24 protein-coding genes are annotated in these 23,362 nt (G+C 73.4%); 8 read left to right on the top strand and 16 right to left on the bottom strand.

Going from position 1 to position 23,362, the window contains the following annotated elements; all coding sequences use genetic code 11:
- Positions 1 to 253 precede the first annotated feature (253 nt).
- Positions 254 to 1,039 (bottom strand): SigB/SigF/SigG family RNA polymerase sigma factor, encoded by a 786-nt coding sequence (locus SM418_RS28515; protein ID WP_371943990.1) that lies wholly within the window; start codon positions 1,037 to 1,039, stop codon positions 254 to 256.
- Between the two features lie 160 nt (positions 1,040 to 1,199).
- Here SM418_RS28515 and SM418_RS28510 point away from each other — a divergent pair, with 160 nt between their 5' ends.
- The 4 genes from SM418_RS28510 (at position 1,200) to SM418_RS28495 (ending at position 3,391) form a co-directional block, all read left to right on the top strand.
- The gene (locus SM418_RS28510; RefSeq protein WP_371943991.1) at positions 1,200 to 1,694 is read left to right on the top strand and encodes an SRPBCC family protein; all 495 of its coding nucleotides are present in this window, start codon (positions 1,200 to 1,202) and stop codon (positions 1,692 to 1,694) included.
- A gap of 130 nt (positions 1,695 to 1,824) precedes the next feature.
- Positions 1,825 to 2,301, top strand: coding sequence for a fluoride efflux transporter FluC (locus SM418_RS28505; RefSeq protein WP_371943992.1), 477 nt, complete (start codon positions 1,825 to 1,827; stop codon positions 2,299 to 2,301).
- The gene (locus SM418_RS28500) at positions 2,298 to 2,663 is read left to right on the top strand and encodes a fluoride efflux transporter FluC (protein ID WP_371943993.1); all 366 of its coding nucleotides are present in this window, start codon (positions 2,298 to 2,300) and stop codon (positions 2,661 to 2,663) included. The genes SM418_RS28505 and SM418_RS28500 overlap by 4 nt, the downstream gene beginning before the upstream one ends.
- A 326-nt stretch (positions 2,664 to 2,989) precedes the next feature.
- On the top strand, positions 2,990 to 3,391 hold the full coding sequence (locus SM418_RS28495) for a DUF2267 domain-containing protein (protein ID WP_371943994.1): 402 nt from the start codon (positions 2,990 to 2,992) through the stop codon (positions 3,389 to 3,391).
- 55 nt (positions 3,392 to 3,446) lie between these two features.
- Here the strand turns inward: SM418_RS28495 and SM418_RS28490 are convergent, their stop codons facing one another.
- From SM418_RS28490 to SM418_RS28480, 3 genes are all read right to left on the bottom strand, one after another.
- Positions 3,447 to 4,124, bottom strand: coding sequence for an SDR family oxidoreductase (locus tag SM418_RS28490; RefSeq protein WP_371943995.1), 678 nt, complete (start codon positions 4,122 to 4,124; stop codon positions 3,447 to 3,449).
- A gap of 54 nt (positions 4,125 to 4,178) precedes the next feature.
- Positions 4,179 to 5,189 (bottom strand): glycosyltransferase family 9 protein, encoded by a 1,011-nt coding sequence (locus SM418_RS28485; protein ID WP_371943996.1) that lies wholly within the window; start codon positions 5,187 to 5,189, stop codon positions 4,179 to 4,181.
- Between the two features lie 352 nt (positions 5,190 to 5,541).
- Positions 5,542 to 6,981: an MFS transporter gene (locus SM418_RS28480; protein ID WP_371943997.1), complete on the bottom strand. Its 1,440-nt coding sequence runs from the start codon at positions 6,979 to 6,981 to the stop codon at positions 5,542 to 5,544.
- A 109-nt stretch (positions 6,982 to 7,090) separates the two neighbouring features.
- Here SM418_RS28480 and SM418_RS28475 point away from each other — a divergent pair, with 109 nt between their 5' ends.
- Entirely contained in the window at positions 7,091 to 7,993 is a 903-nt protein-coding gene (locus SM418_RS28475; protein ID WP_371944117.1) for a helix-turn-helix transcriptional regulator, read from the top strand.
- A 20-nt stretch (positions 7,994 to 8,013) separates the two neighbouring features.
- Here the strand turns inward: SM418_RS28475 and SM418_RS28470 are convergent, their stop codons facing one another.
- The 4 genes from SM418_RS28470 to SM418_RS28455 all read right to left on the bottom strand — a co-directional run bounded on the left by SM418_RS28470 (position 8,014) and on the right by SM418_RS28455 (position 11,526).
- Positions 8,014 to 8,352 (bottom strand): DUF6343 family protein, encoded by a 339-nt coding sequence (locus tag SM418_RS28470; RefSeq protein WP_371943998.1) that lies wholly within the window; start codon positions 8,350 to 8,352, stop codon positions 8,014 to 8,016.
- A 4-nt stretch (positions 8,353 to 8,356) separates the two neighbouring features.
- Positions 8,357 to 8,860 carry a YbhB/YbcL family Raf kinase inhibitor-like protein gene (locus tag SM418_RS28465; protein WP_371944118.1) on the bottom strand — a complete coding sequence of 168 codons (504 nt, stop codon included), beginning with the start codon at positions 8,858 to 8,860 and terminating at the stop codon, positions 8,357 to 8,359.
- 67 nt (positions 8,861 to 8,927) lie between these two features.
- Entirely contained in the window at positions 8,928 to 9,953 is a 1,026-nt protein-coding gene (gene mgrA, locus SM418_RS28460) for an L-glyceraldehyde 3-phosphate reductase (protein ID WP_371943999.1), read from the bottom strand.
- Positions 9,954 to 9,966: 13 nt separating this feature from the next.
- The gene (locus SM418_RS28455) at positions 9,967 to 11,526 is read right to left on the bottom strand and encodes an AMP-binding protein (protein ID WP_371944000.1); all 1,560 of its coding nucleotides are present in this window, start codon (positions 11,524 to 11,526) and stop codon (positions 9,967 to 9,969) included.
- Between the two features lie 171 nt (positions 11,527 to 11,697).
- Here SM418_RS28455 and paaZ point away from each other — a divergent pair, with 171 nt between their 5' ends.
- Complete coding sequence (gene paaZ / locus SM418_RS28450; RefSeq protein WP_371944001.1) at positions 11,698 to 13,737, top strand: phenylacetic acid degradation bifunctional protein PaaZ; 2,040 nt, start codon at positions 11,698 to 11,700, stop codon at positions 13,735 to 13,737.
- Positions 13,738 to 13,842: 105 nt separating this feature from the next.
- Positions 13,843 to 14,820 (top strand): ornithine cyclodeaminase family protein, encoded by a 978-nt coding sequence (locus tag SM418_RS28445; protein ID WP_371944002.1) that lies wholly within the window; start codon positions 13,843 to 13,845, stop codon positions 14,818 to 14,820.
- 15 nt (positions 14,821 to 14,835) lie between these two features.
- Here the strand turns inward: SM418_RS28445 and SM418_RS28440 are convergent, their stop codons facing one another.
- Both SM418_RS28440 and SM418_RS28435 read right to left on the bottom strand, forming a co-directional pair.
- On the bottom strand, positions 14,836 to 16,215 hold the full coding sequence (locus SM418_RS28440) for an NADP-dependent succinic semialdehyde dehydrogenase (protein ID WP_371944003.1): 1,380 nt from the start codon (positions 16,213 to 16,215) through the stop codon (positions 14,836 to 14,838).
- Between the two features lie 93 nt (positions 16,216 to 16,308).
- Positions 16,309 to 17,109 carry an acyl-CoA thioesterase gene (locus tag SM418_RS28435; RefSeq protein WP_371944004.1) on the bottom strand — a complete coding sequence of 267 codons (801 nt, stop codon included), beginning with the start codon at positions 17,107 to 17,109 and terminating at the stop codon, positions 16,309 to 16,311.
- 192 nt (positions 17,110 to 17,301) lie between these two features.
- Between SM418_RS28435 and pgi the strand changes: the two genes are divergently transcribed.
- Positions 17,302 to 18,948, top strand: a complete 1,647-nt coding sequence (pgi, locus tag SM418_RS28430) for a glucose-6-phosphate isomerase (protein ID WP_371944005.1) — start codon at positions 17,302 to 17,304, stop codon at positions 18,946 to 18,948.
- A gap of 52 nt (positions 18,949 to 19,000) precedes the next feature.
- Here pgi and SM418_RS28425 read toward each other — a convergent pair whose 3' ends face one another.
- The 6 genes from SM418_RS28425 to SM418_RS28400 form a co-directional block, all read right to left on the bottom strand.
- Positions 19,001 to 19,258: an EF-hand domain-containing protein gene (locus tag SM418_RS28425; RefSeq protein WP_371944006.1), complete on the bottom strand. Its 258-nt coding sequence runs from the start codon at positions 19,256 to 19,258 to the stop codon at positions 19,001 to 19,003.
- A gap of 96 nt (positions 19,259 to 19,354) precedes the next feature.
- Entirely contained in the window at positions 19,355 to 20,062 is a 708-nt protein-coding gene (locus tag SM418_RS28420; RefSeq protein WP_371966124.1) for a sugar isomerase domain-containing protein, read from the bottom strand.
- 112 nt (positions 20,063 to 20,174) lie between these two features.
- Positions 20,175 to 20,612 carry a PTS sugar transporter subunit IIA gene (locus SM418_RS28415; RefSeq protein ID WP_371944008.1) on the bottom strand — a complete coding sequence of 146 codons (438 nt, stop codon included), beginning with the start codon at positions 20,610 to 20,612 and terminating at the stop codon, positions 20,175 to 20,177.
- Complete coding sequence (locus SM418_RS28410) at positions 20,609 to 20,911, bottom strand: PTS sugar transporter subunit IIB (protein ID WP_371944009.1); 303 nt, start codon at positions 20,909 to 20,911, stop codon at positions 20,609 to 20,611. The genes SM418_RS28415 and SM418_RS28410 overlap by 4 nt, the downstream gene beginning before the upstream one ends.
- 24 nt (positions 20,912 to 20,935) lie before the next feature.
- The gene (ulaA, locus tag SM418_RS28405) at positions 20,936 to 22,375 is read right to left on the bottom strand and encodes a PTS ascorbate transporter subunit IIC (protein ID WP_371944010.1); all 1,440 of its coding nucleotides are present in this window, start codon (positions 22,373 to 22,375) and stop codon (positions 20,936 to 20,938) included.
- A gap of 12 nt (positions 22,376 to 22,387) precedes the next feature.
- A complete protein-coding gene (locus SM418_RS28400) occupies positions 22,388 to 23,122 on the bottom strand; it encodes a GntR family transcriptional regulator (RefSeq protein ID WP_371944011.1) in 735 nt (244 codons plus the stop codon).
- Positions 23,123 to 23,362 lie beyond the last annotated feature (240 nt).

Raw genomic sequence — 23,362 nt, 5'->3', positions numbered from 1 at the left:
CGCCGTCGGCTTCTGGAACAACACCGACGAACTCCGCCAGAACTGGAACGAAGACAAACGCTGGCAACCCACCTGGGACGAACACCAGCGCGAAACCGGCTACGCCGGCTGGAAGAAGGCCGTCGAGCGCACCTACGGCTGGGTGGACGTGGACTAGAGGGCTGCGCGGTCCTTCCCGCCGGATCGGAGATGATCGGCGCCCGCCGGTGACAGGCCGCTCACCGGCGGGAGGCCGCTCCCGCCGGCACGGTGCTCATCCTTCGGTCAGCAGGCCCATCCGGAGCCGGTCGAGGGTGGCGCGGAGTAGCCGCGAGACGTGCATCTGCGACAGCCCGATCTGCTCGGCGATCTGCGTCTGCGTCTTGTTGCCGAAGAAGCGCAGCAGCAGGATCGTCCGCTCGCGTTCGGGCAGCTCGTCGATCAGCGGCCCCAGCGCGTGGCCGTCGAGGAAGGCGTCCAGCGCGGGGTCGTCGGAGCCGAGGTACTCGCCCACCGAGCCGTTCTCGCCGGCCGGCGACCCGTCGGCCGGCGCCTCCAGGGACAGCGGCCGGTAGGCGTCGCAGGCGATGATGACCTCGACCGTCTCCTCCTCCGTGATGTCCATGAGCGAGGAGATCTCCGCGGTCGTGGGCGAGCGGCCGTGCTCGCGGGTGTACTCCTGCACGGTGTGCTGCAGGATCGGGCGCAGCTCCTGGATGCGCCGCGACACCCGGATGCCCCAGGTCTTGTCCCGGAAGTGCCGCTTCACCTCGCCGGTCACCACCGGGTAGGCATAGGTGACGAAGCGGTCGCCGATCCCCGGGTCGAACCGGTTGATGGCCTTGACCAGCCCCAGGTAGGCGACCTGCTGGAGATCGTCCAGGGGCTCGCCGCGATTGGCGTACCGGCGCGCCACCCCGCGGACCAGCGGGGCGTGCAGGTCGACGATGCGCGTCCGCAGCCGCTCCCTCCGGGGATCCTCCGCCCCGAGCCGGTTCATCTCCGCCAGCAGTTCTTCGGCCTGTCCGTCATCGAACCGGGTGGTCTGCGCCGACGTCATGAGGGTGCTCTCCTTTGCGGACGAGGCCGGCGAGGGCAGGGGCTATCGCTCGGTGCCGTGCCCGTACCCATTGGGCAAAAGATCACACGGCGCACCCGGGGGCCGCGCGGATAGACGCACGTCAGGCGGGTAACCGGGCGGTGAGGCAGGAGGTGCGGCCGTGGCAACGATCACCGAATCGGTCAACGTCACCGTTCCGATCGGCACCGCCTACGACCAGTGGACGCGGTTCGAGACGTTCCCGCGTTTCATGGACGGCGTCGAGGAGGTCCGCCGGCTCGACGCCACGACCCTGCACTGGAGGACGCGGGTCGCCGGCGTCACGCGGGAGTTCCACGCGCGCATCACCGAGCAGCTCCCCGGCGAACGCGTCGCCTGGAGGTCCCTGGACGGTCCGACCCACGCCGGCGTGGTGACGTTCCGCCGGCTGGACGAGACCACCACCCGCGTCACCGCGCAGCTGGAGATCGACCCGGAGGGCTTCGCCCGTAAGGCCGGGGGCGGGGCCGGCGCGCTGACGCACCGCGTGCGCGGCGACCTGCGGCGCTTCAAGACCTTCGTCGAGGCGCGCGGCGTCCGGCCCGGCGTCCGGCCCGGCCTCCGGCCGCCGGCCGGCGCGGCCGGGCCGACCGTCCCGGCCGCCGATCGCCGGTAGACTCGGGGACGCCCCGGCAGGCCGGGGCCGCGGCGGTGGGGCCCGCCGCGCCCGGCATGGGCGAACCGCGGACGACGTCCGCCAACGGTCCCTACCGGTGAACGCTTGTCGCTACTGGTAGGAGCACGCCATGCCCGGCCCTCCCGTGGACCCGGATGTCGATCTGCACGTTCCGGAGCAGCGCGCCGAGCTGCGCCGGGCGCCGTGGGAGACGCTCGGGGCGATCTCGGCGGGCGGCGCACTCGGGGCGCTCGCGCGGTACGGGCTGAGCAGCGCGTTCCCGTACGGGCCGGGAGAGTTCCCGTGGCCCGTCTTCTGGGTGAACGTCTCGGGCTGCCTGCTCATCGGCGTGCTGATGGTGCTGATCACCGAGGTGTGGCGGGCGCACCGGCTGGTCAGGCCGTTCCTCGGGGTGGGCGTGCTCGGCGGGTACACCACGTTCTCGACCTACTCCGTGGACATCCTGCGCGCGGTGGAGCACGGCGCACCGCGGGTGGGGCTGGCGTATCTGACGCTGACGTTCGCCGCCGCGCTCGGCGCCGTCTTCGCAGGTGTGCGGGTGACCAGGTCGCTCGTCCGCCGCCGGGCCGCGGAGGAAGCCGAGTGACGATCCTGCTGATCGTGCTGGGCGCCGCGTTCGGTGCTCCGGTGCGCTACCTGACCGACCGTGCGGTCCAGGCCGGGCACGACTCGGTGTTCCCCTGGGGGACGTTCACCGTCAACGTCGCGGGGTCGTTCCTGCTGGGCCTCCTGACGGCACTCCCGGCGGACGGCGGGGTGATGGCCTTCGCCGGAACGGGTTTCTGCGGCGCACTGAGCACGTACTCCACGTTCGGCTACGAGACGCTGCGGCTGGCCGAGGACGGCGCTCGTTCCTACGCGCTGCTCAACGCCGCGGCCAGCATCGCCGCGGGGCTGGGGGCCGCCTACTGCGGCATGATCGTCGCCGAGGCGCTGCCCGCCATGTGAGCGCCCGCCCTGTGAACCGCTCGGCGGGGTGGGAGACGGGGTGAAAAGTGGTGCGGCCCAGGCTCGTAGTTCAGGGCACTTGGCTCCGAGCTCGCGAGTGGGCCGCGAGGTGTCTCTGCCCATAAGGCCGTGTCCGTAAACCGGAAGGTGTCTGAAGTGTCACGTGCCAGGCAGAGCAACCTGCTGTCCGGGTGATGGGTTCTCGCCGCCGCGCCGCGGTGGTCAGCGCCGCCGTGGTAGGGGGGTTCTGGACGTGCTCGGCGCGCGTTAAAGCGCCCATATATCGGGAAGTTTCCGCATTTCAGACGTTGGAAGGAGCGTCCGTCATGCGGCATGAGGAGTTCATCGGACAGGTCCAGGACCGCGCCCGCCTGCCGGGCTGGGGCGACGCGGAGCGGGCGTCCCGGGCGACCCTGGAGACGCTGGGGGAGCGGGTCCCAGAGGGCCTCGCCGACAACCTCGCGGCGCAACTGCCGCACGAGATCGGCGAGCACCTGCGCCGTACCGAGGTCTACGGTGGCGCGGGCAGCGGGGAGCGGTTCGACAAGCACGACTTCATCGAACGCGTCGCCGTCCGCGCCGGGACCAACGAGGCGCGCGCCGCCTTCCTCGCACGGACCGTCCTGGAGGTGGTGGACGACGCCACCCAGGGCTCGATCACCACGAAGGTGCGCGGCGCGCTTCCGGCCGACATCCGGGAACTGGTGTCGGCGGGCAGCTCCGGCTGAGGCCCCTGCCGGACGGCGGCGCGCGGATGCCTCGTGATCTCCTCCCGGCGGGCCGTCACGGCCAGGACGGTTCCTCGGAGGGGCAGACGACGAGTTCCCGCACCTCGCAGCCGGCGGGCTGGGAGAGTGCGAACGCGACGGCCGCCGCCACGTCCTCGGGCCGGTTCAGGCTGACGTCCGGGCCGGGCTTGTACCGGTCGGGGCGGTCGTCGAAGAACGCGGTGTCCATCCCGCCGGGCGCGATCATCGTGACGGCGACCTTCCCGGCCAGCTCGGCGGCGAGCGCCCGGCTGAACCCGACGATCCCGAAGCCGGCCGCGCAGTAGGCGGTGGCGTCCCGCGCAGCGCGGAGCCCGAGTGTGGACGCGACGGTCACGATCCGCCCGTGCGGCTCGTTCTCCAGGTAGGGGATCGCGGCGCGGGCGACGGCGGCGGTGCCGAGCAGGTTGACCTGGACGACCCGCTCCCAGTCCTCGGCGGGGACGTCGTTGAGCGCCCCGCACGCGTCGATGCCGGCGGCGGTGACCACGGCGTTCAGCCCGCCCGCCGCGCGCGCCAGGCCGTGCACGGCGCGTTCCGCGCAGCGCCGGTCGGCGAGGTCGGCCTGCATGTGCTCGAAGTCGTCCTTCGGCGGGTGCCGGTCGAGGATGAGCGGGCGCCCGCCGTCGTCGGCGACCTTCCGCGCGACGGCCGCGCCGAGTCCGGAGGCGCCACCGGTGATGAGGACGTTCATGACGGGTCTCCCTTCAAGATCGACAACCGCCGGGCGGCCTCTCGATCGCGATTCTCATCGGGCGTCGCCCTCCTCCACCGACGCCACGATCTCCACGGCGGCGGCGACCTCGTCGGCGGTGACGGAGGAGAGGCAGGGGTGGCCGTCGACCGGGCACTCGCGGGCGCGGCTGTCCTTGCAGGGCGCCCGCTGGTCGCCGAGCAGCGCCAGCGGGACGCCGAACGGCGCCCACCGGGCGGCGGGCACGGTCGGCGCGAACAGCGACACGACCGGGGTGCCCACGGCCGCCGCCAGGTGCGCCGGGCCGGTGTTGCAGGCGACGACGGCGGACGCCGCCGCCAGCACCGACGCCAGCTCCGGCAGGGACGTGCGGCCGCCGAGGTCGAGACCGTCCTCGGCGGCGACGAGCGCGGTCAGCTCCTTCTCGTCCCCGTGGCCGGTGACGACCACCCGGCGGCCCGCCGCCCGCAGCAGCCGCACCGCGTCGGCGCAGCGTCGCGGCGGCCAGGCGCGCGCGGGCACGGACGTCCCCGGATGCACCACCACGTAGCCGGGCCCGCCGGTGAGGTGGTCGGTGTCGGGCAGCGGCCCGCGGACCCGCAACCGGGTGTCGGCCGGGGACGGGAACCCGGCGTCCTCCGCGAGCGCCAGCATCCGCAGCGGCTCGGGGACGTCGGTGTCGGGCCGGTGCCGCAGGTCGAGCAGCGATCCCGGGTCCTCCGCGCCGATGCCGCCGATCCAGGGCGTCCCGGCGAGCCGCAGCAGCAGCGCCAGCGGAAGCGGCGACTGGTGGAACGAGGTCAGGATCAGGGCCTTGTCGAAACCGCGGAGCCTGCGGACGAGCGCGTCGACCGCGGCCCGCTCGACGGGCACGTGGTCAGGGTCGATCCAGGGCGCGCGCCACTCGATGACGTGGCCGACGCCCGGCAGCAGGTCGGCGGCGGCGCGCCCGCGCGGCCCGCACAGCAGCACGACCTCGTCGGCGCGCTCGGCGACCGCCCGCACGGCGGGCCCGGCGAGCAGCACTTCGCCGATGCCGTCCTGGCGCGCGAGGAGGACCCTCATCGGCGCCGCCTTCCGCCGGGGCCGGCGCGTCGCGGATCTCGGGGGCGCGCCCCGGACCCGCCGTCGGGGCGATCGGCCGGAGCCGCTCGCGTCCCGCGATGCCGCCGAGCCGTCCTCCGTCGTGAAAGATCGCATTGATTCCCGAGCACGCGCATGAGAGCCCCGTTTCGGCGCAGCTTCCGGTGGTGTGCCGATGGCTTCGTCCCAGACATCGGCTCCTGGCGGTCTCGTAGGGAGTGGATCACCTCTAGGTGATTCGGGGCATTGCCGATAGCGGTGGACCTAAACGCTCAAGTCAGGAAAGCCGCCGCTGACGGAGTGCCGGCCGACCGCGGTGCCGCCGTCTGAGCGGTCAGGTCCGGGACGGGGTGTGCCCGCGGGCGAGGAACAGGGCGCAGAGGGCGCCGAGCAGGGCCGCGGCGGCGAGCGCCCATCCGGTGCCGTACTCGGCGTGCCGGGTGGAGCCGCCGGCCTCGGTCAGGCCGAGGAACAGCGTGCCGACGGTGGCGATGCCGATCACCTGGGCCAGCTGCATCAGCGTGAGCAGCAGCCCGCTGGCGTCGGCGGCGTCCTCGGCGGGCACGTGCCGCAGCGCGGTCGTCATGATGATCGGCATCACGCCGAGGCCGAGCCCGATGACCGCGGTGAGCGTCTCGTAGGCCGCGCCGCCGCCGGCGAGCGGGCCGACGCACAGGTAGCCGGCCGCGGCGATCGCGAACCCGGCCGGGATCACCCGGCGGTGCCAGCGGGCGGGCAGCCGCTGCCAGTTCAGCCCGACCAGCGCGAACGCGGTCACGCACGGCACGAACGCGAGGCCCGACTCCAGCGGCGACATCCGCAGGTCGCCCTGCAGGTGCAGGGTGGTGGTGAACAGGAACGACGCCCAGCTGCCCGGCCCGAACACGATCGCGACGCAGGCCGGCACGAGCAGCGGCGCGCGCAGCACCCGCGCGGGGATCAGCGGCCGCCCGCCACCGGCGGCGACCCGGCGTTCCACGGCGACGAAGGCGGCGAGGAGCGCGGCGCTCGCGGCCACCGACGCCCAGCCCCACGCCGGCCAGCCCAGCTCGTGGCCCATGATCAGCGGGACGACGAACAGCAGCACCGCGGCGGCGAGCGTCACCAGCCCCGGCAGGTCCAGCCGGCCGCGGATGCTCCCGCCGCCGGGCGGTTCCTCGTCGCGGGGCAGGACGCGCGGCCCGGCGAGCAGCAGCGCGATCCCGATCGGCACGTTGACGAGGAAGACCGTCCGCCAGCCGGTGCCGAACAGGTCGGCGCTGACCAGCAGGCCCCCGGCGGCCTGCCCGGCCACGATCGCGCCGGCGATCACGGCCGCGTAGAGGCCGAGGGCGCGGGCGCGGGCGGCGCCGGTGAAGTTCCGCTGGATCATCGACATGACCTGCGGCGTCAGCAGCGCGGCGGCGGCGCCCTGCAGGAACCGGAACGCCACCAGGGAGCCGGTGGACGGCGCCAGCCCGCACGCCAGCGACGCCGCCGTGAACCCGGCGAGCCCGAGGTGGAACATGCGGCGGTGACCGGCGAGGGCGCCGAGCCGCGCGCCGGTGATCAGCAGGACGGCGTAGGAGATGATGTAGCCGGCCACGACGAGCTGCAGCCCCGCCGCGGAGGCGTGCAGGTCCGCGCGCATCGTCGGGAGCGCGACGTTGACGATGCTCGTGTCGAGGATGCCCATGAACTGGCCGAGCAGGATGAAGCCGAGCACGAGGCGGCCGGACCCGTTCCGCGCCCCCCGTTCGGGAACGATCCCGCGCAGATCGGTTGTCTGTGTCATGGGTCCCAGCGTGCGGCGGTGCCGGTACCCGTAACGAGAGCCTGTCGATACTGGTACTGACAGCACCTGGCAGGCGCCGCCGACCGGGGGCAGGCTGGGGGGCGTGACGATGACGAGTGCGGAGACCACCACCGGCGGGGCGGCGCGAGCCCGGACCGGCAGGAGTCCGCGCCGCCGCACCGAGCTGGCGGCGTTCCTGCGCAGCAGGCGGGAGCGGATCACGCCCGAGGACGTGGGGATGCCGCCGGGGCCCCGGCGGCGCACGCCGGGACTGCGCCGCGAGGAGGTCGCGCAGCTCGCCGGGGTCGGCGTGACCTGGTACACGTGGCTGGAGCAGGGCCGTCCGATCAACGCCAGCACGCAGGTGCTGGACGCGGTGGCGCGCACCCTGCGGCTGGACGGCGCCGAACGCGAGCACCTGTACCGCCTCGCCGACGTGCCGGGCGCCACGGCGGACGACGAGGTCCGCGGCCTGCCGGAGGACCTCCAGGCGGTCCTGGACGCGCTCGTGCCGATGCCCGCCTCGGTCGTCAACGCCCGGTCCGACATCCTCGCCTGGAACGCGGCCTACGCAGCGATCTTCCCGGTCGTCCAGAACGTACGGCCGTGCGAGCGCAACTCGATGTGGATGGCGTTCACGCTGCCGCCGTGCTGCAACCCGGTCACGAACCTCGCGGAGACGGCGCCCGGGCTCGTCGCGAATTTCCGGCACCGCTACAGCCGCCACCTGGACGAGCCCGGCTGGAAGGACCTCGTCCGGCGGCTGCAGGCGGTCAGCCCGGAGTTCGCGCGGCTGTGGGCGTCCCACGACGTCGCGCTGCCGGGGTCGAGCACCAAGGTCTTCAGGCCCCACGCCGCCGGCGAGATCCGGACCCGGACCATGAACCTGGACGTCAGCGCCTCGCCGGGCGCGCGGCTGATCACCTACACGCCGACCGACGAGGAGAGCCGCGAGCGGATCGCCTGGCTGCTCGCCAACCCCGAGGCCGCCGCCGCGGACCACCGCCATTGAGCGTCAGGGGCCGCTGACGGTCAGGTCCGGGCGCGCCTCGCGATCACGACCAGGTCGATCGCGGCGACGACGGCGACGGCCGCGCAGATGCCGGCCGCCGCCGCGGACCCGTCCCCCCGTGCGGCCACCGCGAACACGATCGCGGCGGCGACCGAGACGACCAGCGCGATCCCGGACAGGATCGCCCGGAGCAGCAGCGGGCTGCGCGCGTTCAGCGGCTCGCTGCCGCGCGGCTGCTCGTGCGGGTAGGGCCCGTGCGAGCCCGGCCCGTGCCAGTCGGGGCCGTAGGGTTCGCGCTCGCGCCGTCCCGGCTCGGGACGCTCGGGACGCTCGGGTTCGGGCCGGTCGGGGGCGCCCACGGGATCACCTCGCGAACGTGCCGACGAGCGTGCCGGACGCCACGATCTTGTCCTGGAGGGCGTCGCCCAGGTCCTCGGCGGTGAAGCCGTCGCGGAGGCCGGACGGCTCCGACAGCCCGTAGAGCCGGAAGAAGTACCGGTGCGGGCCGTCGCCGGCCGGCGGCTTCGGCCCGCCGTACCCGCCGGTGCCGAAGTCGTTGCGGCCGACGACGGCCTCCGCCGGCCGCTCCCCGGCGTCGAGCCCGGTGGTCACGGGGTCGATGCCGGCGAGCAGCCAGTGCGCGAAGGTGCCGGTGGGCGCGTCCGGGTCCTCGCAGGCCAGCGCCAGCTCCACCACCTCCTCGGGGGCCGGCGACCACTCCAGCGGCGGCGAGAGGTCCCCGCTGTCGTGCGAGTACTCCGACGGCATGAGCGTGTGATCGTCGAACGCGGCGCTCCGCAGCATCATCTCTTCCATGCGCTGGTCGTGCCCGGTCGCGCCGCGTCGATGCGGCCGGCCCATGAACATCACGCGGGAACCATCGGCCCGGGCTCACCGGGCCCCTGATCACCGGCCCCTGATCACCGGCGGGGCATCAGCCGGCGCTGGAGGCCGCCCAGATGTTGATGCCCGCCTCCACGGCGTCCTGGTCGATCGCGGCGAGCTCGTCGGCGGTGAAGTCGAGCCGGTCCAGGGCCGCGAGGTTCTCCTCCAGTTGCCGGACGCTGCTCGCCCCGATCAGCGCGGAGGTGACCCGCCCGTCCCGCAGCGACCAGGCCAGCGCGAGCTGGGCGAGGGTCTGCCCGCGCCCCTTCGCGATCTCGTCGAGGGTACGGACGTGCCGCAGGTTCTCCTCGCTGAGCAGGCTGGACGCGAACGACGTGCCCTTGCTGGCCCGCGACCCCCGCGGGATACCGTCCAGGTACTTGTCGGTCAGCATGCCCTGCGCGAGCGGCGAGAACGCGATGCAGCCGACGCCCTCCCGGCCGAGCGTGTCGAGCAGCCCGCCCTCGATCCACCGGTTGAGCATCGAGTAGGACGGCTGGTGGATCAGCAGCGGCGTCCCCATGTCCCGCAGGATCGCCGCGGCCTCGGCCGTGCGCTCGGGCGAGTACGACGAGATCCCCGCGTACAGCGCCTTCCCCGAGCGGACGGCCCGGTCGAGCGCGCCCATCGTCTCCTCCAGCGGCGTCTCCGGGTCGAACCGGTGGCTGTAGAAGATGTCGACGTAGTCGACGCCCATCCGGCGCAGCGACTGGTCGAGGCTGGAGAGCAGGTATTTGCGCGACCCCCACTCACCGTACGGGCCGGGCCACATGTCGTATCCGGCCTTCGTCGAGATGACGATCTCGTCCCGGTACGGGGCGAGGTCCTCGTGCAGGATCCGGCCGAAGTTGATCTCCGCGGACCCGTACGGCGGCCCGTAGTTGTTGGCCAGGTCGAAGTGCGTGACGCCGAGGTCGAACGCCCGCCGCAGGATCGCCCGCTGGACGTCCAGCGGGCGGTCGTCGCCGAAGTTGTGCCACAGCCCGAGCGAGATCGCCGGCAGCCGCAGCCCGCTGCGCCCGCACCGCCGGTAGGGGATCCGCTCGTACCGTGCGCCGTCCGCCACATAGGTCATGGCCGCGAGTATCTCAGGACCGGTCCAGTGCGTGCTTGAGGACCTTGCCGGCCGGGTTGCGGGGGAGTGCGTCCAGGAAGACCACGTCGCGGGGGACCTTGTGGCGGGCGAGGTTCGCGGCGACGTGGCCCCGGACGTCGTCCCCGGTGAGGCCGGCGGCCACGACGTAGGCGCGGAGGCGCTGGCCGAACTCCTCGTCGGGGACGCCGACGACGGCGGCCTCGTCGATGGCGGGGTGGGCGGCGAGCAGGTCCTCGACCTCGCCCGGGTGGACGTTCTCGCCACCGGACACGATCATGTCGTCGGCGCGGCCGTCGACGTGGAGGCGGCCGGCCGCGTCGAGGTGGCCGAGGTCGCCGACCGCCATCAGGGCGCCGACCTCGTCCTTGCCGCCCCCGCCGGTGTACCCGCCGAACCGCGCGGGCGTGTCCACGAAGATCCGCCCGGTGGCGCCCGGCGGGACGGGGCGGTCGTCGTCGCCGAGGATCGCGACGGTCGTGCCGGCGGGCGGGCGGCCGACGCAGCCGGGCGCGGCGGCGAGGTCGTCCGGGGTGGCGATCGTGATGCAGGACGCCTCGGTGGAGCCGTAGAAGTTGTAGAGGGACGGCCCGAACGCCGCGGCCGCGCGCTCGCCGAGCCCGGCGTCGAGGCGCGCGCCGCCCGTCATGATCACCTTGAGCCGGGACAGGTCGCGGGCCCGCAGGCCGGGCGCGGCCAGGACGCGGTTGAGCATCACCGGGACGGCGACGAACGATGTGCAGCCGTGCCTTTCAAGGTCGTCCAGCACCTGTTCGGCGTCGAAGCGGCGGCGCAGGACGAGCGTCGACCCGAGCCCCAGCGCGAGCAGGGCCGAGGTGAGGCCGAAGCCGTGGAACAGGGGCGGGCCGACGAACATCGCCTCACCGCCGCGGAACGGCACCTTCGACAGGATCCCGCCCGGCAGCGCCAGCGACCGCGGCTGCGCGCGCGGCGCGCCCTTCGGCCGTCCGGAGGTGCCGCTGGTGAGGATCACCAGGGAGCCGTGCTGGGACGGGGCGGGCGGCGGCGCGTCGTCCACGCCGCGGATGAGGTCGTCCATGTCCGACTCGGTGAAGCACGGCAGGTCCAGGCCGTCCACGACGGGGGAGAACTCGTCGTCGTGGAGCAGCGCGGTGACGCCTTCGCGCACCACGGCGTCGCGGAGCTGCGGCGCGGCGAAGTCGGTGTTCAGGAACAGGATGGACGCGCCCGTCTTCGCCGTCCCCGACATCGCCTCCAGCAGGCCGCGGTGGTTGCGGCACAGGACCCCGACCGTGGCGCCGGCGCCTATGCCGCGCGAGCGCAGGGCGTTGGCGAGGGCGTTGCAGCGGCGGTCCAGCTCGCCGAACGTGAGGCTCCCGCGGTCGTCGACCAGTCCGGTGCGGTCGGGGAAGCGGTGCGCGGGCAGGGCCGTGGCGGCGCCGAGCGGCCCGTAGGCGCGCAGCGCCCGTGCCGTCGCGGCGAGCGCCCTCGGCGCCATCGGGCCGATCATCCCGGCCCGCGCGGCGGCGCGCAGCGCGGTCAGCTCGGCGATGATCCGGGTGCGGAGGAGCATGCGCGGCAGCGTAGTGAACAGTGGAACAGATCCACAAGAATTGTCCCTCTGATTCGCCCGCCGGACCCACGAGTACACAAACGGAACCGCCCCCGGCTGTCATGTCTGCGATGCGTGAACGAGGCTCGAAGGTGGCAAGAAGACTCAGGAGATGAGGACGAGGAGGTCCCGGTGGTCGTGCTGCGCAGTTATGTGTCGGGTTCATGGCGTGCCCCGGAGGACGAGGGCGTGCCGTTGCACGACGCCGTCACGGGGGAGGAGGTGGCCCGGATCTCGTCGGCGGGGGTCGACATGGGCGCCGCGCTGCGGTACGGGCGGGCGACCGGCGGTCCGGTGCTGCGGGAGCTGACGTTCCACCAGCGCGCGGCGCTGCTGAAGGCGCTCGCCTCGCATCTGCGAGAGCACCGCGAGGAGCTGTACGCGTTGTCGGCCCGGACGGGCGCGACGCTGAACGATGCGAAGTTCGACGTGGACGGCGGCATCGGGGTCCTGCTCGGCTATGCGAGCAAGGGGAAGCGGGAACTGCCGAACGACAGGGTGCTGATCGAGGGGGACGTCGAGCCGCTCGGCAGGGGCGGGACGTTCGTCGGGCAGCATCTGTGCACGCCGTCGCGGGGCGTCGCGGTGCAGATCAACGCGTTCAACTTCCCGGTCTGGGGACCGCTGGAGAAGCTCGCGCCGGCGTTCCTCGCCGGGGTGCCGAGCCTGATCAAGCCGGCGAGCCAGACCGCGTACCTGACGGCCCGGCTGGTCGAGCTGATCGTCGAGTCGGGCATCCTGCCCGAGGGCACCGTGCAGATGGTCTGCGGCGACCCGGGCGACCTGCTCGACCACCTCACCGAGCAGGACATCGTCGGGTTCACCGGGTCGGCGTCCACGGCCCGGCTGCTGCGCACCCATCCGGCGATCGTCGGCAACGCGGTGCGGTTCAACGCCGAGGCCGACTCGCTGAACTGCTCGATCCTCGGCCCGGACGCCGTGCCCGGCACCAAGGAGTTCGACCTCTACGTCAGGCAGCTCGTCACGGAGATGACCGTGAAGGCGGGGCAGAAGTGCACCGCGATCCGGCGCGCCCTCGTCCCCGCCGCGCTCATCGACGACGTGACCGAGGCCGTCCGCGACCGGCTGTCGGAGGTCACGGTCGGTAACCCCGCCGATCCGCAGGTGCGGATGGGCGCCCTCGCCACCCTCGACCAGCGCGAGGAGGTGCGGCGCTCCCTCAAGGCGCTCATGGACGCCGGCCGGGCCGTCTTCGGCGACCCCGAGCGCGTCGAGGTCGTCGGCGCGGACGCCGAGCGCGGCGCGTTCATGTCGCCGGTGCTGTTGCGCGCCGACGACGCCGCCCGCGCCGAGCCGCACGAGGTCGAGGCGTTCGGGCCGGTCAGCACGCTGCTCCCGTACGAGGGCGTGCACGAGGCGGTCGAGCTGGCCGCGCGGGGACGCGGCAGTCTCGCCGGGTCGGTGGTGACCGGCGACCCGGACTTCGCCCGGGACGTCGTCCTCGGCGCCGCGCCCTGGCACGGGCGCCTGCTCGTGCTGAACTCCGAGGACGCCAAGGAGTCCACCGGGCACGGGTCCCCGCTGCCGCCGCTCGTCCACGGCGGCCCCGGCCGCGCCGGCGGCGGCGAGGAGATGGGCGGGATCCGCGGGGTGGTGCACCACATGCGGCGCACCGCCGTCCAGTCCGGGCCCGCGATGCTCACCTCGATCACCGGGCGCTGGGTCCCCGGCACCGACCGGACCGTCACCGACGAGCACCCGTTCCGCAGGCACCTGGAGGACCTGCGCGTCGGCGACACCGCCGTCGGCGGCCCCCGCACGGTCACCCTCGACGACGTCGAGCACTTCGCGGAGTTCACCGGCGACACCTTCTACGCCCACATGGACGAGGACGCCGCCAGGGCGAACCCGTTCTTCGGCGGGCGCGTCGCGCACGGCTACCTCGTCGTGTCGTTCGCGGCGGGGCTGTTCGTGGAGCCCGCCCCCGGGCCCGTCCTGGCCAACTACGGGCTGGAGAACCTGCGGTTCCTCACGCCGGTCAAGCCCGGTGACGAGCTGACCGTCACTCTCACCGCCAAGCAGATCACGCCGCGGGAGGGGGCCGACTACGGCGAGGTCCGCTGGGACACCGACGTCACCAACCAGGAGGGGGCCTCGGTCGCCAAGTACGACGTGCTGACGCTGGTGGCCAAACGGCCGAGGCACGACTGACCGCCGCTCCCGCCGGGCGAGCATGCGATCTCATTCACTGATCGATAGGCGGCGCTTGCCCTTCCCCCCTCGACAGGGCGGCGGCGGGCTCGCGAAGATCGCCCCATGGCCGATGTCCTGCTGCTCTCCGGGTCCGACGTGCGCGCGGTGTTCGACCTTCCGGCGGCGATCGCCTCGCAGCGGGCCGCGTTCGGCGCGCTCGGCCGCAGGGAGGCGCGGCTCGCGCCGCGGCTGCTGCTGGACGGCCCGGAGGGAGACGTCGCCTTCTGCTACGTCTCCCGGCTCCCCGGCACCGGCGCCGTCGCCAGGTTCGGCAGCGTCAACCCCGGCAACGCGGCGCGCGGGCTGCCGACGGTCGCCGCGCTCGTGACCGTCCAGGACCCGGCCGACGGGCGGCCCATCGCGATCATCGAGGGCGAGGCCGTCACGACGCTGCGCACGTCGGCGGCGAGCGCGGTGGCCGCCGACCATCTCGCGGCGCCGGACTCGTCCCGGCTCGCGGTCGTCGGCTGCGGCGTCCAGGGCCGCGCGCACGTCCCGGCGATGGCGGCGGTCCGTCCCATCGGCCGGGTGGCTCTGGCCTGCCGCCACCCGGACACCTGCACCGCCGCCGCCGAGCTGTCGGACGAGCTGGGGACGCCGGTCGAGCGGGCGGCGTCCGTCCGCGAGGCGGTCGAGGGCGCGCAGATCGTCGTCACCGCCACCACGAGCGTCGAACCGGTCGTGCTCGGCGCGTGGCTCGCCCCCGGCTGCACCGTCCTCAGCGTCGGATCCTTCGCCCCGGACCGGACGGAGGTCGACGACGAGGTCCTCACCCGCGCCGCGTCCGTCGTGGTGGACGACGTGCCCACGGCGCTGGAGCACGCCGGTCCCGTCGTGGCCGCGGTCCGCGCCGGGCACCTGAGCCCGGAGGAGGTGCGGCCCCTCGGGCCCATCGTCGCCGGCCTGGCCGCCGGCCGGAGGGCCCCTGGCGACATCGTCTTCTACAACAGCGTCGGCGTCGGAGTGCAGGACACGGCCGCGGCCTCGGTCATCGTCGAACGCGCCCGCGAGGCCGGCGTCGGCCGGCACGTGGAACTGTGACGGGGGGCGAGAGGGTCAGCCGACCCACACCGTCTTGGCGTTGCAGAACGCCAGCAGGCCGTCCGCCGACAGCTCGCGGCCGTAGCCGGACCGCTTCACGCCGCCGAACGGCAGCTCCGGGTACGACGTCGTCTTGCCGTTGACGAAGACCTGCCCGGCGTCGAGCTCCCGGACGAACCGCTCCCGCTCGGTCTCGTCCCGCGTCCAGGCGTTCGAGCCCAGCCCGAAGCCCGTCGCGTTCGCGACCTCCACCGCCTCCGACACCCCGCGGACCCGGAACAGCGACGCGACCGGCCCGAAGACCTCCTCGTGGTACATGCGCATCTCCGGCGTCACCCCGGAGATCACGGTCGGCGGGTAGAACCAGCCCGGCCCGTCCGGGCGCTCCCCGCCGCACAGCACCGTCGCGCCCTTCGCCACCGCGTCCGCCACCAGTTCCTCGACGCCGGCGCGCGCGTCCTCGCTGACGAGCGGGCCGACGTCGGTCGAGTCGTCCATCGGGTCGCCGACCTTCTGCGTGCGCATGTTCGCGACGAAGAGCCGCTCGAACTCGTCGGCGCAGCCGATGTCGGCGATGAAGCGCTTCGCCGAGATGCAGCTCTGCCCGTTGTTGAGGCACCGCGACTCCGCCGCCGTCCGCGCCGCCTCCTCGATGTCGGCGGACGGCATCACCACGAACGGGTCGCTGCCGCCGAGCTCCAACACCGTCGGCTTGATCTCGTCGCCGGCGATCGACGCGACCGACCGCCCGGCGGGTTCGCTGCCGGTCAGCGTCGCCGCCTTCACCCGCGGGTCGCGCAGCACCCGCTCGACCTCGGCCGAGCCGATCAGCAGCGTCTGGAACGCCCCCTCGGGGAACCCGGCGCGGCGGAACAGCTCCTCCAGGAACAGCGCCGTCCGCGGGACGTTCGAGGAGTGCTTCAGCAGCCCCACGTTCCCCGCCATCAGGCCGGGAGCCGCGAACCTGATCACCTGCCAGAGCGGGAAGTTCCACGGCATGACCGCCAGCACCGGCCCGAGCGGCTGGTAGCGGACGTAGGCGTCGGACGCCCCGACGTCCCCCGGCTCGGCGGGGCGCCGGTCGGCCAGGAACTCCGCCGCGTGCTCGGCGTAGAACCGGCACGCCTTCGCGCACTTGTGGGCCTCCGCCACGGCGGACTTCAGCGTCTTGCCCATCTCCGCCGTCAGCATGGCGCCGATCTGGTCGGCCTCCCGGGCCAGGATGTCCGCCGCGGCGTTCATCCATTCCGCCCGCTGCTCCAGCGGCGTGTTCCGGTAGGAGGCGAACGTCTGCGCGGCCCGCGCGATCCGCCGGTCGACCTCCTCGCCGGTCAGCGAGTCGAAGGTCTGCTCGACCTCCCCGGTCGCGGGGTTGGTCATGGCGATCGTCGTCATGTCGGGATACTCCCTGATTGTCCGGCCTATCTGACCGGGACGTGCCCGGGAGCCCCCGCGGGAAACGCCGGTCAGGCCGGGATCGCGCACACCTCACCCCGGACGCAGGAGCGCCTCCTGGGCGACCGAGACGAGGAGCGTGCCGTCCGCGGAGTGGAGCGTTCCGCGGGCCAGGCCGCGAGCGCCGTGGTTGGTGACCGGGACCACCGAGTAGAGCAGCCACTCGTCGACGCGCTGCGGGCGGTGGAACCACATCGCGTGGTCCAGCGTGACCGCGGTGACGAGGCGCCTCGGCGAGCCGGGCGCGCGGGCGCTGCTGACCACGGCCATGTCCGACAGGTAGGTGACGAGGCACGCGTGCAGGGCGGGGTCGTCGCCGACCGGCGCGGACGTCCTGATCCAGAACGGGTGCGCCAGCGGGAACTCGTCGCCGCCGGGCGGGTTCACCACCCGGATGTCGAAGCCCGCCGGATGCTTGAAGAACGACGGGAGGACCGGCTCGCTCAGCCCCTCCGGCCCCGGCACGCCGGACGGCGGATCCGGCTGCCAGTCGAAGCCGTCCTCCGGGTCGTGGAACGAGGCGATCAGCTCCAGGATCGGCTTGCCGCCCTGGCTCGCGGTGACGTGCCTGGTCGAGAACGAGCGGCCGTCGCGGGTGCGGGCCACGTCGAACGTCAGCGGTTCGTCGGGCGACCCCGGGCGGATGAAGTAGGCGTGCAGGGAATGCGGCGGGCGCCCGCCGGCGGTGAGGCAGGCGGCGCGCAGGCTCTGCCCGGCGACCTGCCCGCCGAACAGCCTCGGCCGTCCCACGGGCGGCGAGGTGGCCTGGAAGGAGTCCTCGCCGAGCGGGTCCAGGTCGAACATCCGCGTGACGTCCGGCTCGCTGCCGCTCATCCCCGTGCACCTCCCGCAACCCGCGCCGTGGCGGTGACCCTACTCGGCGGCGGGACGGGCCCGCGCATCCGGGGCGGTCGCCTGCGCAGCGCGCGGCGACCCTGATACGGTCACGCGCGGTCGACCTATGATCGCCGTGGGGACGGCGCCCGGGGGATTCGGCGCCCGCCCCGCGAGGAGATGAGAGAGGCAATGGCTGATATCACCGAGTCGCCGGAATGGTCCGCGCTGGCCGAGCACCACGCCGCGCTCGCCGGCCGGCACCTGCGCGACCTGTTCGCGGACGATCCGGGACGCGTCGACCGCATGACGGTGACCGCGGGGGACCTCCACCTGGACTACTCCAAGCACCGCGCCACCGGCGAGACGCTCACGCTCCTCGTGGCGCTCGCCGAGCGGGCCGGCCTGCGCGCCCGGATCGAGGCGATGTTCACCGGGGAGCACATCAACGTCAGCGAGGACCGCGCCGTCCTGCACACGGCGCTGCGGCTCCCGCCCGGCGAGGCCCTCACCGTGGACGGGCAGGACGTCGCGGGAGACGTGCACGCCGTCCTGGACAAGATGGCCGACTTCGCCGGACGGGTGCGCTCGGGGGAGTGGACCGGCTTCACCGGCAAGCGCATCACGACCGTCGTCAACATCGGCATCGGCGGTTCCGACCTCGGCCCCGCCATGGCCTACGAGGCCCTCCACGACTTCGCCGACGCCGGGATCTCCTGCCGGTTCGTCTCCAACATCGACCCCGCCGACATCGTCGGGAAGCTCGCCGGACTCGACCCCGAGAAGACGCTGTTCGTCATCAGCTCCAAGACGTTCGGGACGCTGGAGACCCTCACCAACGCCAAGGCCGCGCGGCAGTGGCTCGTCGAGCGGCTCGGCGACGACAAGGCCGTCTCCCGGCACTTCGTCGCCGTGTCGACCAACGCCGAGCGCGTCGCCGCCTTCGGGATCGACACCGCGAACATGTTCGGCTTCTGGGACTGGGTCGGCGGGCGGTACTCCTTCGACGGCGCCATCGGCCTCTCCCTGGTGATCGCGATCGGCGGCGAGGCGTTCCGCGAGATGCTCGCCGGCTTCCGGGAGATCGACGAGCACTTCCGCCGGGCGCCGTTCGAGGCGAACATGCCGGTGCTGATGGGCCTGCTCGGCATCTGGTACACCGACTTCTTCGGCGCGCAGACCCGGGCGGTGCTCCCCTACAGCCAGCGGCTGTCCCGCTTCCCCGCCTACCTCCAGCAGCTCACGATGGAGTCCAACGGCAAGTCGGTGCGGGCCGACGGGGCGCCCGTCGTCGCGCAGACCGGCGAGATCTTCTGGGGCGAGCCCGGCACGAACGGCCAGCACGCCTTCTACCAGCTGCTGCACCAGGGCACCCGGCTCGTCCCCGCCGATTTCATCGGCTTCGCCGAGCCGTTCGAGGAGCCCGCCGTCGACGGGCCGGCCGGGATGCACGACCTGCTCACCGCGAACATGCTCGCGCAGGCGTCGGCGCTCGCGTTCGGCAGAACCGCCGAGGAGATCGCCGCCGAGGGCGCGCCCGCCGCGGTCGTCCCGCACAAGGTCATGCCGGGCAACCGGCCGACCAGCACGATCCTGGTGCCGAAGCTCACCCCGAAGACCCTCGGATCGCTCGTCGCGCTCTACGAGCACATCGTGTTCGTCGAGGGGACGATCTGGGGCATCGACTCCTTCGACCAGTGGGGCGTCGAACTCGGCAAGGTCATGGCGATGGACCTCGCGCCCGCGCTCACCTCCGCCGAGCCGCCCTCGCGGGCGCCCGACCCGTCCACGGCCGCGCTCGTCCGCCGGTACCGGGAGCTGCGCGGCCGGCGGGTCTGACCCGCGCGCGAAGGGCCCGCCGGCGCGCCGGCGGGCCCGGTCACGGCCGCGATCAGGCGCGGGCGCCCGGCAGCGGCCTCTCGGCCCAGCCCTGGGACTCCATGATGGCGCGGAACTCCTCGAAGGAGATGAACCCGTCGAGGTTGCCGTCCGCCCTCTCGAACCTGTCCTGCGTCTCGGCGCGCGTCCAGGCGAGCCCGAGCTCGTCCAGGACGAGCGTGAACTCCATCAGGTCGAGCTTCTGGTCGCCGCCGAGGTCCGCCTGCGTGAACAGCGCGAGAAGGTCGTCCTCGGTCGGTCGTGTCGTCATCTCGCTCCTCGTTCTCTCCGATGGTAGCCACGCATCATGTCATAGGGAGCGAGCCCGGCCATCGCGAAACGCCGCAGGAAGAGCCCGGGTTTGCGGCTATTCATCCCCGGTCAGCTCGGGGACGCGGTGCCGGTAGCGCGCGAGCAGCGCGGCGTTCGTCTCGTCGCCGCCGGGGACGTTCGCGCTCGTCCACCGCGGCGGGTCCGCGCCGCGCGCCGCCGCGAGGTCGTCCAGGGCGGCCAGCACCCGCGACCACGCGTACGCGGCGAGGATCGTGGACACCGCGGCGGTGCGCGGCTCCACCGCCGGATGCAGCACGTCGCCGGGCGGGACGCGCGTGTCCAGCACGATCTCGGCATGACCGGCGAGGGGCGTCCGCGTCCGCGCCGCCGCGCCCCGCGACGCCCGCGCCGACGTCACCGCGATGACCGGCACCCCCCGCGCCCGGCACTCCGCCGCGACCTCGACCGGGTACGGGTTGCGGCCGCTGGTGGAGAACACCACCGCCACGTCGGGCGGGGCCGGCGCCGCCTCCCGGACCACGGCGCGCCCGATCCCCGCCTCCCGCTCGACACGGGTGCTGCGCACCGCGTCGTCGAGCGGGAACACCCCCGGGTCCCAGATCGGGCGGACGGCGGCGAGGCCGCCGGCCCGGTAGAACGTCTCGAACACCATCGCCAGCGAGTGCCCGGCCCCGGCGACGTGCACGATCCCGCCGGCCTCGACCGACTCCAGGACCAGCGCGGCGGCGGCGTCGATCGCCTCGCCCGAGACCGCGTCCAGGTCGTCCAGCAAGGCCCGCACCCGGCCGGGGAAGGCCGGCCCCGGGTCGCGGGACCGCGGCGACCCGGCGGCGCGAGGATCGGCTGATCCCGCACCGCGGGGGTCTGGCGACTGTCCCCCCGAGGACGCCCTTTCAGGCATCGGGCAGAGCCTCCTTCAGGGTGCGGGCCATGTCGTCCTCTCCGGGCGCCGCGCGCAGCCGGTCGGCCAGGCCGCCGGACAGGGCGCGCGCCAGCCCGGACAGGACGCCGACGTGCGCGTCGGGGTCGGGCGTGCAGAAGGCGAGGAGCAGGTCGACGGGGTCGTTGTCAGGATGACCGAACTCGACCGGCGCCGCCAGCCGGGTCACGCCGACGCCGACGGCCAGCCCGCCCTCCTCGGGGCGCGCGTGGACGAGCGCCAGGCCCTTGGTCAGCACGATGTAGGGGCCGTTCTCCTCGACCACCCGGACGCACGCGTCGATATAGCCCTCGCCCGCCGCGCCCGCGTCGACCAGCACGGCGGCCGCCTTGCGGACGGCCTCCCGCCAGCCGTCCGCGGTGACGCCGCCGGCCGCCGCGACGACCGTCATGAAAACCAGCCCTGCTCGGCCAGCCGCTCCCTGAGCTGCGCTTCGAGACCCTCCTTGTCGAGGAAGTCGCTGATGGTGATCACGACGGGCGCGAGGTCGGCGATCTCACCCGTGTGCATGCCCTGGCCGATCACCACGTCGGGCGACATCCCGCGCGCCGTGGACAGGTCGGTGTTCTCCACCCGCGCGTCCACGCCGAGCGAGCGCAGCGCGTCCTCGGCGGTCATCTTCAGCATCAGGCTGGAGCCCATGCCGACGCCGCAGACCGCGAGGATCTCCAGTTGCCGGTCCAGTGCCATCTCGGTCCCCTCCTCGTGAGTCGGTCAGGCCTTCGCGGGAGCCGTGCCCTCGGGCGCGGAGTCGTCGGGCGGGGCGTCCGCCGCCCGGCGCCGGTCGGCGCGGCCGAGGAGCAGCAGCGTCGCGACCATCGCGGCGAGCGCGACGGCGGGGACGAGCCAGATCGCCTCGCCGCCGGCGACCGGCTCCACGGCCTTCAGCAGCCACGCGATCGCGTACCAGTCGGGGTCGGCGAGGGTGGCGAGCTCGGGCGCGGTCCTCTCGTACAGGTCCCAGGTGACGGCCTGCCCGACCGCGAGGATCAGGCCGGTGAGCACGCCGCCGAGGACGGCGCCGCGCCAGCCCGCGACCACGTTGCCGAACAGCGCGGCGGCGCCGCCGACGAAGAACAGCATGATCATGGGCGGGGCGAGGGTGAACCAGCCGGCCGCGGCGAACGCGCCCAGGCAGACCAGGAACACCGCGGTGGAGGCGACGAAGCCGACCATGACGGCGGTCGGCGCGACGGGGAACACGGTCGGCGCGTCCAGTGCGGGACGGGTGCCGGGGATGACCCGGTCGCTGAACCCCTTGAACGCCGGGACGATCTCGCCGAGGAACATCCGCACGCCGAACAGCAGGATCGCGATGCCGCCGGCGAACCGGAGGCCGACCAGGACCGCCCACACCCACGGGGACAGTTTGTCGTCCATCTCCGCCGCCGCCTTGGTCACCACGCCGTCGTCGGCGAGCGCGACCCCCACCAGCATGATCACGGTGATGATGAGCGCCGTGCTGACGTTGACGTCCTTGAAGAACGACAGATGGCGGGGCAGCCTCAGCTTTTCGGTGTCGTGCCGCTCGCGGCTGCCGAGCGGGCGCGCCGCGTACCCCGTGACCAGGCAGGCGAGCGAGCTGGTGTGCGCGAACCCGAACCGGTCGTCCGGCATGACGCGGCGCATCAGCGGGCGCATCCACAGCGGCTGGACCGTCCAGTAGGCGGCGACGAACCCGGCCCCGCACAGCACCAGCGTGAGCTGGTCGGCGCCCGGCGCGATCGTCACCAGCGACGCGACCGTCACCGTGCTGATCCAGAACATCAGATGCCCGGTCAGGTACAGGTAGCGGGCCGCCGGGAACAGCCGGACGACCAGCACGTGCACGAGGAAGGCGACCGTGATGACGAGCGCGACCGTGCCGCCCTGCTCGGTGAGGAAGTCGGCGAGGGTGTTGCCGGCCGTCGGCGGCGTGGTGTCCATCGCGCTGGCGAGGACGGTCTGGAAGCTCGTCAGGCCGCCGGTGAACACCTCCACGCCGATGAACAGGATGACGACGCCGATCGTGGCGCGCAGCGCGCCGGCGAGGACGTCCTCGAACCGCTTGCGCTGCAGGATCAGCCCGATCAGGGTGATCAGCCCGATGAGGATGGGGACCTGGCCGAAGACGTTGTCGGCCAGGAAGGTGAGGGTGTCCTTGATGACGTCCATGGTGAAGTCGCCTCACTTCCCGGGGGGTGGTCGCAGGTCGAGTTCCAGGCGGTACCGGTCGCCGCGGTAGACGGACCGGACGTACTCCAGAGGCCGCCCGCCCGGGTCCCTGGTGATCCGCTCGAACAGGAACGCCGGCGTGTGCACCGGCACCCGGAGTTCGGCGGCCTCCTCGGCGGTGGTGACGGTCGGCTCGATCGTCTCGGTGCCCGAGGCGATCACGATTCCCCGGCCGCGCAGCAGGTCGTAGAACGACCGCTCCTCCAGGTCGTGCCGCCGCAGGCCGGGCAGCAGGGCCCGCGGCAGGTAGAGGGTCTCGATGGCCATGGTCGCCTCGTCGGCCAGCCGGAGCCGGCGAATGGTAAATACCTCTTCCTCGGGCGGAAGGGCGAGCCGCCTGCCGATCCGCGCCCCCGCGGTCTCGGTGCGGAACGACAGGACCCGGCCGCCCGGCTTCATCCCGCGCCTTGTCATGTCCTCGGAGAAGGACGTCATCGTCAGCGACACCGCGATCCGGGGTTCGGCCACGTAGGTGCCGCTGCCGTGCCGCCGGTCGAGCAGTCCCTCGGCGACCAGGCCGTCGACGGCCTGGCGCAGCGTCGGCCGGGAGACGCCGAGCTCCTCGGCGAGCCGGCGCTCGGACGGCAGGACGTCCCCCACGTCCAGGCCGTCCAGCATCGAGAGCAGCTCGCGGCGCACCGCCTGCCGTTTCGTGCTCCCGGACCGGCGCTCACCGGCGAATGTCACACCGTTCACCTCCTATGTGGTTGTTCCTGAGGCTGCACACCGTATGTCCGAATATGAGGAGTGGTCAATACCACTTTGGCGATGTTCGCCGTGGTCGCGGGCCGATGGCCCGATCTACGGTCGCGCCATGAGGAATCTCGCCCGCCGCGCCCTGGCGACGGCGCTGCCGCTGGTCCCGGCGTTCGTCGCACATGAACTTCTACGAGGGAAGTGCGCAGGTGGACGACATACGCATGTACG

Source organism: Actinomadura chokoriensis, from assembly GCF_041463665.1.
Lineage (GTDB): Bacteria > Actinomycetota > Actinomycetes > Streptosporangiales > Streptosporangiaceae > Spirillospora > Spirillospora chokoriensis_A.
This window is presented reverse-complemented; position numbering and strand designations above follow the sequence as displayed.

Bases quoted from the DNA above. Each gene is read 5' to 3' on its own strand.
- SM418_RS28495 (WP_371943994.1), top strand. From the start codon at position 2,990: ATGCGGCATGAGGAGTTCATCGGACAGGTCCAGGACCGCGCCCGCCTG.
- SM418_RS28505 (WP_371943992.1), top strand. From the start codon at position 1,825: ATGCCCGGCCCTCCCGTGGACCCGGATGTCGATCTGCACGTTCCGGAG.
- SM418_RS28485 (WP_371943996.1), bottom strand. From the start codon at position 5,189: ATGAGGGTCCTCCTCGCGCGCCAGGACGGCATCGGCGAAGTGCTGCTC.
- SM418_RS28435 (WP_371944004.1), bottom strand. From the start codon at position 17,109: ATGAGCGGCAGCGAGCCGGACGTCACGCGGATGTTCGACCTGGACCCG.
- SM418_RS28445 (WP_371944002.1), top strand. From the start codon at position 13,843: ATGGCCGATGTCCTGCTGCTCTCCGGGTCCGACGTGCGCGCGGTGTTC.
- pgi (WP_371944005.1), top strand. From the start codon at position 17,302: ATGGCTGATATCACCGAGTCGCCGGAATGGTCCGCGCTGGCCGAGCAC.
- SM418_RS28415 (WP_371944008.1), bottom strand. From the start codon at position 20,612: ATGACGGTCGTCGCGGCGGCCGGCGGCGTCACCGCGGACGGCTGGCGG.
- SM418_RS28480 (WP_371943997.1), bottom strand. From the start codon at position 6,981: ATGACACAGACAACCGATCTGCGCGGGATCGTTCCCGAACGGGGGGCG.
- mgrA (WP_371943999.1), bottom strand. From the start codon at position 9,953: ATGACCTATGTGGCGGACGGCGCACGGTACGAGCGGATCCCCTACCGG.
- SM418_RS28490 (WP_371943995.1), bottom strand. From the start codon at position 4,124: ATGAACGTCCTCATCACCGGTGGCGCCTCCGGACTCGGCGCGGCCGTC.
- ulaA (WP_371944010.1), bottom strand. From the start codon at position 22,375: ATGGACGTCATCAAGGACACCCTCACCTTCCTGGCCGACAACGTCTTC.
- SM418_RS28410 (WP_371944009.1), bottom strand. From the start codon at position 20,911: ATGGCACTGGACCGGCAACTGGAGATCCTCGCGGTCTGCGGCGTCGGC.
- SM418_RS28425 (WP_371944006.1), bottom strand. From the start codon at position 19,258: ATGACGACACGACCGACCGAGGACGACCTTCTCGCGCTGTTCACGCAG.
- SM418_RS28455 (WP_371944000.1), bottom strand. From the start codon at position 11,526: ATGCTCCTCCGCACCCGGATCATCGCCGAGCTGACCGCGCTGCGCGCC.
- SM418_RS28515 (WP_371943990.1), bottom strand. From the start codon at position 1,039: ATGACGTCGGCGCAGACCACCCGGTTCGATGACGGACAGGCCGAAGAA.
- SM418_RS28440 (WP_371944003.1), bottom strand. From the start codon at position 16,215: ATGACGACGATCGCCATGACCAACCCCGCGACCGGGGAGGTCGAGCAG.
- SM418_RS28475 (WP_371944117.1), top strand. From the start codon at position 7,091: ATGACGAGTGCGGAGACCACCACCGGCGGGGCGGCGCGAGCCCGGACC.
- SM418_RS28465 (WP_371944118.1), bottom strand. From the start codon at position 8,860: ATGTTCATGGGCCGGCCGCATCGACGCGGCGCGACCGGGCACGACCAG.